Below are 12,041 nucleotides of genomic sequence, written 5' to 3'. Positions count from 1 at the left end.
TGGCAGATCCGGGCCGCAAGACTGCGTACAAACCCTGCGTTACCTCCATGCAGGGGGGAAGCATGGTGAAACAAGCGCGCAGGGTTTTCCTGAGGCGTGAGCGCTGCTTTCCACCCGCGGCGGGGGGTGATCCGGCTGGGCCGACTCGATAAGGTCAAGCCCGTTGCCAACAAGTCTTTTTTCTACCGGAGTCACCCACGATGAAACTGTCCAAGCCCCTCTTCAGTTCACCCAGACGGCGCCTGCTCGCCAGCGCGCTGGCCTTGAGTGCGGCGAACCTGCTGCCGCAGGCCCAAGCAACCCAGCTACCACCTCAAAACCTCAGCCAGATGATTGCCAAGGCCGAGCTGATCGTCAGCGGCGAAGTAACGGCTGTCAAAGACGGCATCCAGGATGGCGTGCCCTATACCGAAGTAACGCTCAAGGTCGCCGGCAGCGCGAAGCAAGACCTGGCCCCCAAGAGCAGCTACACCTTCCGCCAGTTCGGCCTCCTGAAGGCCCGCAAAATGGCCGACGGCCGCTACCTGCTGCCGGCCAAGATCGAGGGCATGCCGACCTGGGTCGTGGGTGAGCGCGTGATGACTTTCATGAACAAGCCCGCCGCCAAGACCGGCCTCAGCACGCCGGTCGGCCTGACCCAAGGCAAGCTGAGCATCAATGGCAGCAAGGCCGCCAACAGCTTCAACAACGCCGGCCTGTTCGACGGTGTGCAGGTACTCACGCGTGGTGCCTTGCGCGCGTCCGAAGCCAGCATGCTGAGCAAGAACTCGGGCGCTGTCGACATCAATGTGCTGCAAGGCTTGGTCAGCCGCGCGGTCAAGAACAACTGGATCGCCACCGGAGTGATGCGCTGATGAAAACCCATTTCAAACTCTCCGCCCTGGCCGCCTGCGCCTTGGCGCTTGTCACCGGCGCCCAAGCCGCCGGCCCGCTCTTGCTCAACAACAACCCGGCCAATCTGCAGCCGCTGCGCTGGGACACCTCCCAAGGCGCGATCAAGGTCTACACCGACATTGGCGCCTTCAGCCGCAAGAACGATGGCACGGTCTTCCTGAGCGAAGCGCAGGCCAACAAGATCACCGCCTTTGGCCTGAAGCAATGGAGTTCGGTGGCCAGCTCGACCTGGCGCGCCGAGACCGACCCGGCCAAGTTCACGCCCTTCAGTCAAGTGCCGAGCATCGGCGTTGACGTCAACGATGGCGCGACCGCCAGCCTGGTCTACGGCCACTACAACGAGGGCGGCTTCTATGTGATCTATGACGTGGACGGCCGCGTGTTGGAGGAGTTTTTCGGCGTGCCGCGCGACCAAGTCTTGGGTATCGCGATGCCCGAGATTGCCGAAGACCGCGACGGCGACGGCTACCCCGATACCATCGTCAAAGCCACCGCCGTGATGAATGGTTGGATGGTCGACCACGAGGCGCCACCAGCGGGCCAGCGCAGCCAACCGCCGGCCGACGTCGATGGTGCGCGTTATGCCGGCATCTTCACGCATGAGTTCGGCCATGCCATCAATCTGTCGCATTCGCAGACCAATGGTCAGCTCGCCTATATGAGCATGCCCGGCTATGGCGGCGACCTCTACCCCGGCGTGGCCGGCTGTGTGGCGCCGGTTCACCATTGGCTCAAGGGCCCGAACGCCAGCCACATCGACCCCAAGCATATCGAGACGATGTTCCCCTTCATCGACTCGCACAATGTCGCCAAGGGTCGCTCGGCCGGCTACGAGATGAGCACGGTGGACCGCGCGGACGATATCGCCGGCATCTCCAACCTCTACCCTTCGGCCGACTATTTCAGCAAGACCGGCTCCATCGCCGGCACGCTGACGCTGAAGGACGGGCGCACCGGCTACAGCGGCATCAACATCATTGCGCGCAACGTCAAGGATCCACTGGGCGACGCGATCTCGGTGATGTCGGGCGACCAGACCCAAGGCCAGATCGGCCCGGATGGGCGCTTTCGCATCAACAACCTGAAGGCCGGCGAGATTTACAAGATTTATACCGAGGAGATCAGCCGCGGCGGCTACCCGACCCAGCCGACCATGATGATGTCGCAGCCAGAATATTGGAACGAAGGCGAGTCGAATGACCCACACGCCGATACGCCCTGCTTGGCCGGTGCCATCAAGGCCGAGGCCGGCGTCACCAAGACCGCCAACTTGATCTTCAATGGCCACACCGACGGCGTGCAATACAGCTTTCTGACCGCCGGCTACCTGACCAGCCTGTCGGACGACGGCCAACGCGCCGGCGGCGTGGTCGGCCAAGACACGCCCTTCGTCTGGGACGCCCAGACCGGCCCGCGCCTGCTGCCGCAGGAATTGGACCTGCTGGCCTCGGCACTGAGCACCATCACCGGCGATGGCCGCCAGATGCTGGTGGAGGCCAATTTTGACGGCGAGACTCAGTGGGACCCGGACGGCAACCCCTTCACCCTCAAGCAGATGGCTTTGTGGAACTACCAGACCCACGCGCTGACGCCACTGGGCGCCTTGAGCAATCACTGCGACAGCTGGGGCGGGCATATCAGCAGCGTAGGTTGGGGCATGAACCGCAAGGGCAGCGCCGCTGTCGGCTTCAGCACCTATGAAAACGCGGACGGCAGTTGCGGTGAATTCAATTCGCAGCTCGGCACCCTGGGCGTGGTGCCTTATCTGTGGACGGCCGACAAAGGCGGCCGAGCGCTGCGGCTGGACGGCTTGAATATGGATTGGATGCCCTGGATACGCGCGGCCGGCGTATCCGCCGATGGCGGCGTGGTGGTCGGCCAGGGCAATGGCGAGAACGCCTATGCCTGGATCAAGGAAGGCGCGCCTATCGACCTGACCGCCTTGACCGGCGCTTATGTGGCCGATCTGGTCAGCAACGATGGCTTGCGCGTGCCGCTGGCGACCGAGCGCGGCGTGCTGCTGTGGAACCCGACACAGGGTACGGGTCCGAGCGCTTTCCGCAGCATCAACGCGCCCAAGTACTGCATCGACTTCCCCTTCCCGAGTTGGGACGGCATCGACCACTGCAAGGTCGAAGGTGCGGCCTGGGTCGAGGCCAATTACGGCGTGCCGGAACAGCAGCTCAATGGCATCAGCGATGACGGCCGCGTCATCATCGCCCGCGTCGGCAGCTTCTTCACCAGCATCGCCGGCTTTATGTGGGCAGAGGACCTGGGCTGGATCAGCCTGAATGACTTCTTCCGCAAGCAGGGCGTGGTCGAGGCCGAGAAGTACGGCATGGAAAACCCGATCGCCATCAACGGCCCCGGCAACACCCTGGTCGGCGGCGTGACCGGCCTGCAGATGACTTGGCATGTCGACATGAAGCAGGTCTATGTCTGCGAAGGCGGCGCCAACAACTTGGTGGCCTTCCCGGCGCAAGCTGCCGCCAAGGTCAAGGGCGGCGCGCGCTTGGGCCGCTGCGAGATCAATTGAAACCCAATCCGGAGAACTACACCATGACAAACAAACTACACAACTACTTCACCGGCTCCGCTCTGGCTCCAGCTTTGGCACCCGCTTTGGCTCCCGCTTTGGCCCTGGCCGCCCTGCTCAGCTGCAGCGTTGGCAGCGCGCAAGCCGAGATCACTTTCTACAACTCGCAGGCAGCCTACCTGGCCGCCATCTCGGCCCAGGCGGTCGACCGCTTCGATGACTTGCCCTTTTGGGCCCAGGGGCCGGGCTATGTGGAGCGCACGGCTGGCGAGCACCGCTATGTAGCCTGGTCGGTGGCCGAGGAGGGCGAAGATTCGCTGCTCTACAGCGCCGGCAGCGGCAGCGACGCCTGGCTGTCTACCGACAAGGCCAGCGACTACCTGACTTTTGGCTATTTCTCCGACAAGGTCAATGCGGTCGGAGGCTTCTTCTTCGGCACCGATGCGAACGGCGCCTATCTGCCCGGCCAGACCATCCGCTTGAATGTGCTGGACGCCGACGGCGTTGAGGAGCTGATCTTGGTGGACAACACCGCGCCGGGCAGCTTCTTCGGCTTTGTCTCGAGCAGCCGACTGGAGGCTTTCCAGGTCAGCACCGTGCAGCCCATTGGCGGCGCCAGCTGGGTGGCGGCGAATGACCTGACCCTGGGCAGCATCGCCGCCGTGCCGGAACCAAGCAGCTACGCCTTGCTGCTGAGCGGCTTGGGGTTGGTAGGCGCTGCCGCCCGTCGGCGCAAAGTCTAGGTCGGCACTCAGCAGACGATCAGGCGCCCCGAGCTCGCCGGCGACGACGTGCCAGGGCGCCCAACAGGCCCAGTCCGCCTGACATCAGCGCCCAGCTCTCGGGCTCGGGCACGCTGGAAATCAGCGTCATTTGATAGGCATGCGTGAGCCCCGCGTGCACGGCGGTGCCCACGATGCTGCCGTCATCGGCAATGGACATTGCCGATGCGCTGGTGTTGGTGCTGAAGTCCCAGTCGTTGCCAACTGGCAAGAGGCTCTGCAAAGAATAGGTCACACCGTCGGCGTACAAGAAGGGCACCGAATACAGCCCGCCGGCATTTCCCACGACCCAGCCCTGGGTATTGACCGCACTGGCAGAACCTGAGCTGGTGTCAGGTGGCAGGCCGATCTCCACCATGCCTTCCGACGCCGACCACCTGAAGGGGCTGCCCGAGGCTTGGTACAGGCCGCTGCCGCCCACGACATAGCCACTATTGCTGAGGCCGAAGTTGATCGCGGAGGTATTGCCCGGCAAAGCCCCGACCGTGCTCATGACACCGGTCACCGAGTTGTAGACCAGGCCAACATTCAGGGCCAGATTGTCCGGGTCAACGCCGATGCCAACGACCAGGCCGGCATCATTGATTCCGAAGGCGGTGCTCATCCAGGCGCCATTGGCTGCGGTCGCGGTGATCAAAGAACTGCCATTCGGGCCAAACAGGGCGGCACGCTCAAAGTTGCCAGATCCGACGGCGCCGACAGCGACGCCTGAGGCGTTGACGCTGTAGGCCCAGCCGGAACTGTAGCCTTGAGGCATGGCCAGCGTTGCGACCGCGCCCTGCTTCCAAATGACCGGCAATGGGTCGCTGCCAAACCAGGTGGTCGAAGAAACACCGACGGCGATGCCGGCGTTATTGACGGCATTGGCTGAGGCGAAATTGCGCCCTGCCAGATTGGGCAGGGCGACCATGCCGCCCTGTGATGTCCAGCTGAAAGCTTGGTCATGGCTATCGGATGAGCGCCCGACCACAATGCTGCCATTGCGGGACGCGCCGAAGGCCTGGGAGAACTCCCCACTGCCGATCACGCCGAGATCAACGATGGCGTAACTGGGCGCGGCGGCCTGCGCGGCCGGCACCAAGGCCAGGGCGCTCAGGCCCAGAATTGTCAGACTGAATGTTTTCATGCTTGCTTGCTCGCTCGATGTTGGATAGTTTGATTTGCAGCTCGTGCCGGGTCCGAACGACCTTAGGGACGCGGTACGCAGCAAACCTTACCGGCAGGCAAAAGCAGCCGACAGAGGGTTTTGGAGCAGGCCGCCGCAGATCGGAGATTGCGGGAAGCGCCTGACGATTTCGGGCTATGCCCGTCGCTTCAACGACCGGCTTTGCGGCCTTCGCTAGGCCGCTCACCAAAGCGGCGCTGATAAGCCTGGCTGAACTTGCCGGCGCTTTGAAAACCCCAGCGCAGCGCCAGATCGCGGATCAAGCCTGCGTCGCCCCGGCGCAGTTCGGCGCGCGCGCGGTCCAGCCTCACCTGACGCAAGAACGCCATCGGCGACTGGCCCATATGCTCATTGAAGTGACGCAACAAGCTGCTGACGCTGACGCAGGCCGCCGCTGCAATGTCGGACAGCAGGATGTCGCACTGTGCGTTGGCGTCGATGTAGTCGAGGGCGCGGCTCAGGCTGCGCGGTTTCATGGCGGCCGCGGGCAGCGGCTGAGATCGCCCGGCTTGCTGTTCATGCAGCAAGGTCAGCGCGATCATCTCCTTCCAGCGCTCGAACATCGGCAGGGTCGCAGGCGTCGACTCGCTGCTTTGCAGCAGGCGGGCCGCCTGTCGGGCCATGAAGAGCATCCTTTGCGCCAGCGTCGGTGCCAGCATGGTCGTGAACTCCGGCGCGCCGGACACCTCGCCGGGCGCCAATTCGGACCCCAGGCGCAGCAAATTGTCCCGGGGCACGGCGAACTCGATGAAATGCGAATTCGCCGAAAATTGAGCGCGCTCCACCTCGGCAGGACTGATGATGAGGCCTTCACCCGCGTGCGCGACAAATTCACCGCCGGCCTGCGTCAGGCTGACGGAACCGGACAGCACCAAGCCCACCAAATAGGGCGAGCCTGCCGCCGCCTTGGGCTGTGAGCGCACGTCCAAGACGAAGCTGTTCTGAGGCTCGGTCAGAAAGATCTGCTCGCTCACCTGTCCGGCGGCAGCCATAGGCAGCACCGTCAGCTGCAAGCTAGGCGTGCTGGCCGGCCCCCAGGATTTGATATCGCGGTGGGCCACCGGGGCGCGCTGATTGAGTCCGTCGATGTAACTCTCTATGGCAGCGCGCGACTCAAAATCAACCGATCGACTCGCCGTGCGGCGTATGGGTGGTTTGGAATTGGCGGAATCCGGGAAATTCATGCGGTATAGGTCCAGCCATAACTCTTGAGCTGCTCGCACTCAAGTTCATTGCGTCTGCCCGAGTATGACCGAGCTCTGGCGCCTCATAAGCCCGGCTTTACCCGCATAGCTTCCAGACAAACTGCCGGCTAAATAGCCAGCGGGTCGACGTCGATCGCCCAGCGCATCAGCCCTTTGTGCTCGCGCTTGAGCGCATGCAGTTCGGGGTTCCACAGCCATAGCAGACGCTGCAAGGCGCTGCGGCTGGGGGCCTCGACCAGCATCTGCATGCGCTCGACATTGGCGATGCGGGCCACGCTCATCGGGATGCAGGGGTAGATCAGGACCTCGGCCACCTGTACATGCGTTTTCTGCAAGGCTTGAGCCCAACGCGCGGCGGCATCCAGAAAAGCCTTGGCGACTTCGGGTGTGCGCGCCTCGGCCCGCAACATCGCCAAATGCGCAAACGGCGGCAGACCGGCCGACTCTCGCTCGGCCAGCTGGCTTTTGGCGAAATCCTCGAAGTCATGTTTGGCCAAGGCCTTGTACAGCGCATGCTCGGGGTGCCAGGTCTGCACCCACATCTCGCTGCGCGCCGCTTGTTCCGCGTCGCGGCCGGCACGCCCGCCGGCCTGCATCAGCAGCGCAAACAGGCGCTCGGGTGCGCGGAAGTCGCTGCTGAACAAGGCGCCGTCCGGATTGACGGCCGCCACAAAAGTGATGCGGCGGAAGTCATGGCCCTTGGTGATCATCTGGGTGCCGACGACGATGTCGACCTCACCTGCGTGGACGGCGGCCATATGCGTCTCCAACTCGCCCTTGAGCTTGGTCGAATCGGCATCGATGCGCAGCACTCGCGCGCCGGGCAACTGCTCGAGTAACTGCTCCTCCAGGCGCTCGGTGCCGCGACCCAAAGGTGCGATGTCCTGGTTGCCGCAGGTTGGGCAGGCCGCGGGCACGCGCTCGCTGAAGCCGCAATGGTGGCAGCGCAGCGTGCGATCACCCTTGTGAAACACGCGCCAGGCGCTGCAATGCGGGCAGTCGCTTTTCCAATTGCATTCGCTGCAATGCAGCACCGGCGCATAGCCGCGCCGGTTCAAAAAGATCAGGCTTTGCTCGCCGCGCTCCAGGCGCAGGCGCAAGGCGTCCAGCAGCGGCCGAGTCAGCGCCGTCGTGACGCCTTTGCTGAGCGGCATCAAGCGCATATCGAACAGGCGCACGCGTGGCAGCGCACCACCGCCTATGCGCTCGGGCAGGGCCAAACGCTTGTATCGACCCTCATCGGCTTTTTGCCAACTTTCAAGCGACGGCGTTGCCGAGCCCAGAATCACCGGGATCTTCTCCAGATGCGCGCGGTAGACAGCCAGGTCACGGGCCGAATAGCGCGCACCGTCCTGCTGCTTGTAGGACGGGTCATGCTCCTCGTCGACGACGATCAGCCCCAGCCTGGGCATGGACGCAAACACCGCCAAGCGCGTGCCCAGCACCAGATCCGCCTGCCCCTGATGTGCGGCCAGCCAGTTGCGCAGGCGCTGCGCCGGCGTCAGGCCGCTGTGCAGCGAGACCAGCACGCGGCCGCCAAAACGCTCGGCAAAGCGCGCCTCCAATTGCGGCGTCAGGTTGATCTCGGGCACCAGCACCAACACTTGGCGGCCTTGCGTCAGCGCATGCTCGGCGGCGCGCAGATAGACCTCGGTCTTGCCGCTGCCGGTCACGCCGTAAAGCAAAACGGGCGGTGGCGCAGCCTTTGTTGTGGCTAAGGCCGTGGCTTCGCCCAGCATCACATCCAACTCGGCCAACACCTCGGCCTGAGCCGGACTCAAGATCGGTTGCACGGGCTCCAGAGCGGTCGTCGCTTGCTGCTCAGCCACCCATTTGCGCATGCGCTTGAGGCGCAATTGCAACTGCTGACTGTCTAACTCACGCAATTGCGGTGGCAATACCGACAAGGCCACTTCGCCGACAGCGCGCTGGTAATAAGCGGCGGCAAATTCCAGTAGCCGACACCAAGCCGGACTCAAAGGCGGCAAACCCTCCAGAACGGCCAGGATGGCGCGTAGTTTGCTGGGGTCGGCATACTCCTCCAAGGGCTCGGCCTTGGCGGCGGGAGGCCAAACAATACCCAGTAATTCCCGTTTACCCAAGGGTACCCGCACCAAACTACCCGGCGCCAGCACTGACGGCGCCAGATAGTCGAGCGGCCCGCTGATACCGCTGTACTGAGGCGTGTCAACCGCCACTTTGACCCGCGCCAAGCCAGTTCCGAGCGGCGCCATAGCCAGCACTGGCCCTGCGTCAACCATATGGCCTGGCTCGCACCGATTCAGGCTTTAATTGAAGATTTGCGCTTAAGTGCATGATTCCAAAGGGCTCACGGGCGAATCCACAAATTCTGTGGATAACTTTGTGGGGAAAGTTCTAAGAGTAGGTTTTTACCCAAGCTGTTACTGCCAAGCCCGATCGACGCCTGCTCAATAAAGGACCGGGACAGTTTCTTATAAATCAAGCACTTAGACCGCAATCGGGAAAACACTTAGCTGCAGCGCAATATAAAAACTCTTGCCGGCTCGCTCGCCCCAAACTGGGGATAAGTCTCTAGCCTGAGTGCTCACTTCACATTCAATCAGCCAAATAACTGGCCTCGGGTTGCGCCAGCCCGGGGCCGAATCAAGCCCGTATGCGGCGTGAGTGCGCATGCACCTCATCCACCAGCACCGAAACTATTTCGGGCGGAGTGAATTGGCTGATGCCATGTCCCAAATTGAACACATGACCGTCCCAAGTGCCGTCGGCGCGACGTGGGTTACCAAAGCTGTCCAGCACCGCACGCACCTGCTCGCGCACCGCGTCGGGCGGGGCAAACAAGACGTTCGGGTCCAGATTGCCTTGCAGGGCGACCCGACCGCCAACTTGGGCGCGCGCTTTGCCAAGATTGGCCGTCCAGTCCAGACCCACCGCGTCGGCGCCGGCATCGGCGATCTCATCCAACCAGAGCGCGCCGCCCTTGGTGAACAAGATGCGCGGGATGCGCACGCCCTCATGTTCAGTCTTCACTTGCGCCAGCACACGGCGCGAATAGTCGAGACTGAAGCGCTGGAACATGCCGTCGGCCAGCACGCCACCCCAGCTGTCGAACAGCATCACGGCCTGAGCGCCGGCTTCGATCTGTGCGTTCAGGTAAGCGGCTACTGCATCGGCGTTGATAGTAAGGATGCGGTGCATCAGGTCGGGGCGCGCATACATCAGGCTCTTGACCTGGCGGTAATCGTCCGAGCCGCCGCCTTCCACCATATAGCAGGCCAGCGTCCAGGGACTGCCCGAAAAGCCGATCAAGGGCACACGGCCATTGAGCGCCTTGCGGATCGATGTGACCGCATCAAACACATAGCGCAGCTTCTCCATGTCCGGCACCGCCAGCTCATTGACGGCGGCCTCGTCACGCACGACTTTTGCGAACTTGGGGCCTTCGCCGAGCTGGAAGGAAAGTCCTAAACCCATCGCATCGGGCACGGTCAGGATGTCGCTGAACAGGATGGCGGCGTCGAGGTCGTAGCGCTCCAGCGGCTGCAGCGTCACTTCGGTGGCGTAGTCGCGGTTGGTGGCCAGGCCCATAAAGCTGCCGGCCTTGGCGCGGGTAGCGCGGTACTCGGGCAAGTAGCGCCCGGCCTGACGCATCAGCCAGACGGGGGTGTAGTCGGTGGGCTGGCGCAGACAAGCGCGCAAAAAGGTGTCGTTCTGAAGAGGTGCATGCATAGTGCGAGGATTATCCGATGCGGCGCGCCTACTTTTGGATCTGCAGCCCTTGATCTGACGCTAAAGCCTTTGCGGTCAATCAATACAGCAGTACGCTAGCCGGTGGCCCATTGGAGGTTTGTTATGCACAGACGCCGCTTGCTCGCCGCCTCGGTATTCGGTCTTTTGCTGCTGCACCATGGCCGGCCAGCGCTGGCCGCCGACAGCAACATCCTTCTCGCCAATGTTTTTCACGCAGGCATAGACCCCGCCGACTATTGGATCAGCGAAAAGCTGGATGGCGTGCGCGGGGTATGGGATGGCAAGACCTTGCGTCATCGCAGCGGCAACCCAGTGCACGCGCCGAAATGGTTCACCGATGCGCTGCCGCCGGTACCACTGGATGGCGAGCTGTGGATTGCGCGACAGAGCTTCGACAAGCTCTCGGCCATCGTGCGCAAGGATGTGCCCATCGATGAGGAATGGCGACAGGTGAAGTACATGATTTTTGAAATGCCGGATGCGCCCGGCAGCTTTAGCGAGCGCCTCGCACTGATGCAAGCGCCTATCAGCAAGGCCAATATCAATGGTGGCGTCCCCTGGCTGCAGCCGATAGCCCAATTTCGCGTCGCCGACCGTCAGGCGCTTGCGGCCAAACTCAAAGAGCTCGTCAAGCTCGGTGCCGAAGGGCTGGTGCTGCACCGGGCCGACGCAGCTTACGTGACCGGTCGCAGCGACGTGCTGCTGAAACTCAAACCGATGCTGGATACCGAGGCGACCGTCGTCGGCCACCTTCCCGGCAAGGGACGCCATGCGGGCAGGATGGGGGCCTTGCTGCTGGAGACGCCCGAGGGTCGGCGCTTTCGTCTCGGCACGGGCTTTTCCGACGCGGAGCGTGCCAATCCTCCACCGATTGGTACTGTGGTGACTTATCGTTACCGTGATCTGACTTCGACCGGCCTGCCAAAGTTTGCAAGCTATCTGCGGGTGCGGGAAAACTTCTGAGTCGGTGCGCGGCTGATGGGGAAGTAACGAGTTTCTTTGCAGCACCGTAAAGACGCTGCGATACTGCGCCCGATCTTGATTCTGATCAGGGCGACACCACCTGAGGGGTGGTTCCAATCACCGACCGGAGGATTCCAAAATGTTTTCATCATTGCTCAAACGTGGCGCCATTGCCGCCACCCTGTTGGCAAGCGCGCTAACGCTGTCCGGCTGCGGCTATAACCAGTTCCAGAGCCTGGACGAGCAGGTGAACGCAGGCTGGTCCGAGGTCTTGAATCAGTACCAGCGCCGCGCCGACCTGATCCCGAATATCGTCAACACCGTCAAGGGTGAGGCCAATTTCGAGCAAGAGACGCTGACCAAGGTGGTCGAAGCGCGCGCCAAGGCGACCAGCATCCAGGTCACGCCCGAGCTGGCCAATGACCCCGAGGCGATGAAGAAGTTCCAGGCCGCGCAGGGCGAGGTGTCCAGCGCCTTGAGCCGCTTGATGATGATCACCGAGAACTACCCTAACTTGAAAGCCAATCAGGGCTTCCAAGACCTGCGCGTGCAACTGGAAGGCACGGAAAACCGCATCACCGTGGCGCGCAATCGCTACATCAAGACAGTGACCGAGTACAACACCCACGCCCGCAGCTTCCCCAACAACCTGACCGCGATGGTGATGGGCTACAAGGTCAAGCCCAACTTCACGGTTGAGAACGAAGCCGCGATCAAGGTGGCACCGACAGTCAGCTTTGACAAGCCGGCCGCCAAATAAGGCC

The 12,041-nt window shown here is 62.7% G+C and carries 9 protein-coding genes; 5 read left to right on the top strand and 4 right to left on the bottom strand.

Going from position 1 to position 12,041, the window contains the following annotated elements; genetic code table 11:
* Window positions 1-200 precede the first annotated feature (200 nt).
* The 3 genes from LNV09_RS03570 to LNV09_RS03560 are packed head-to-tail and all read left to right on the top strand — an operon-like array spanning window position 201 to window position 4,173.
* Window positions 201-854, top strand: coding sequence for a hypothetical protein (locus LNV09_RS03570; RefSeq protein WP_263555684.1), 654 nt, complete (start codon window positions 201-203; stop codon window positions 852-854).
* Window positions 854-3,430 (top strand): zinc metalloprotease, encoded by a 2,577-nt coding sequence (locus tag LNV09_RS03565; protein WP_263555683.1) that lies wholly within the window; start codon window positions 854-856, stop codon window positions 3,428-3,430. Before LNV09_RS03570 ends, LNV09_RS03565 begins: the two co-directional genes overlap by 1 nt.
* 23 nt (window positions 3,431-3,453) lie before the next feature.
* The gene (locus LNV09_RS03560; protein WP_263555682.1) at window positions 3,454-4,173 is read left to right on the top strand and encodes a PEP-CTERM sorting domain-containing protein; all 720 of its coding nucleotides are present in this window, start codon (window positions 3,454-3,456) and stop codon (window positions 4,171-4,173) included.
* Between the two features lie 19 nt (window positions 4,174-4,192).
* On the opposite strand, the gene LNV09_RS03555 is transcribed toward LNV09_RS03560, so the two are convergent.
* The 4 genes from LNV09_RS03555 to hemE form a co-directional block, all read right to left on the bottom strand.
* A complete protein-coding gene (locus LNV09_RS03555; RefSeq protein WP_263555681.1) occupies window positions 4,193-5,338 on the bottom strand; it encodes a PEP-CTERM sorting domain-containing protein in 1,146 nt (381 codons plus the stop codon).
* A 188-nt stretch (window positions 5,339-5,526) separates the two neighbouring features.
* A complete protein-coding gene (locus LNV09_RS03550) occupies window positions 5,527-6,561 on the bottom strand; it encodes an AraC family transcriptional regulator (protein ID WP_263555680.1) in 1,035 nt (344 codons plus the stop codon).
* 128 nt (window positions 6,562-6,689) lie between these two features.
* Window positions 6,690-8,843 (bottom strand): primosomal protein N', encoded by a 2,154-nt coding sequence (locus LNV09_RS03545; protein ID WP_263555679.1) that lies wholly within the window; start codon window positions 8,841-8,843, stop codon window positions 6,690-6,692.
* A gap of 364 nt (window positions 8,844-9,207) precedes the next feature.
* Window positions 9,208-10,293 carry a uroporphyrinogen decarboxylase gene (gene hemE / locus LNV09_RS03540; RefSeq protein ID WP_263555678.1) on the bottom strand — a complete coding sequence of 362 codons (1,086 nt, stop codon included), beginning with the start codon at window positions 10,291-10,293 and terminating at the stop codon, window positions 9,208-9,210.
* 123 nt (window positions 10,294-10,416) lie between these two features.
* Here hemE and LNV09_RS03535 point away from each other — a divergent pair, with 123 nt between their 5' ends.
* Entirely contained in the window at window positions 10,417-11,277 is an 861-nt protein-coding gene (locus LNV09_RS03535) for a DNA ligase (protein ID WP_263555677.1), read from the top strand.
* 139 nt (window positions 11,278-11,416) lie between these two features.
* Window positions 11,417-12,037 (top strand): LemA family protein, encoded by a 621-nt coding sequence (locus LNV09_RS03530; protein ID WP_263555676.1) that lies wholly within the window; start codon window positions 11,417-11,419, stop codon window positions 12,035-12,037.
* Window positions 12,038-12,041: the final 4 nt, after the last annotated feature.

This window comes from Paucibacter sp. B2R-40 (assembly GCF_025717555.1).
Classification (GTDB): domain Bacteria; phylum Pseudomonadota; class Gammaproteobacteria; order Burkholderiales; family Burkholderiaceae_C; genus Paucibacter_A.
The sequence above is the reverse complement of the archived record's forward strand: the minus strand, read 5'-3'. Positions and strand labels throughout refer to the sequence as shown.

Bases quoted from the DNA above. Each gene is read 5' to 3' on its own strand.
- LNV09_RS03570 (WP_263555684.1), top strand. From the start codon at position 201: ATGAAACTGTCCAAGCCCCTCTTCAGTTCACCCAGACGGCGCCTGCTC.
- LNV09_RS03565 (WP_263555683.1), top strand. From the start codon at position 854: ATGAAAACCCATTTCAAACTCTCCGCCCTGGCCGCCTGCGCCTTGGCG.
- LNV09_RS03560 (WP_263555682.1), top strand. From the start codon at position 3,454: ATGACAAACAAACTACACAACTACTTCACCGGCTCCGCTCTGGCTCCA.
- LNV09_RS03555 (WP_263555681.1), bottom strand. From the start codon at position 5,338: ATGAAAACATTCAGTCTGACAATTCTGGGCCTGAGCGCCCTGGCCTTG.
- LNV09_RS03550 (WP_263555680.1), bottom strand. From the start codon at position 6,561: ATGAATTTCCCGGATTCCGCCAATTCCAAACCACCCATACGCCGCACG.
- LNV09_RS03545 (WP_263555679.1), bottom strand. From the start codon at position 8,843: ATGGTTGACGCAGGGCCAGTGCTGGCTATGGCGCCGCTCGGAACTGGC.
- hemE (WP_263555678.1), bottom strand. From the start codon at position 10,293: ATGCATGCACCTCTTCAGAACGACACCTTTTTGCGCGCTTGTCTGCGC.
- LNV09_RS03535 (WP_263555677.1), top strand. From the start codon at position 10,417: ATGCACAGACGCCGCTTGCTCGCCGCCTCGGTATTCGGTCTTTTGCTG.
- LNV09_RS03530 (WP_263555676.1), top strand. From the start codon at position 11,417: ATGTTTTCATCATTGCTCAAACGTGGCGCCATTGCCGCCACCCTGTTG.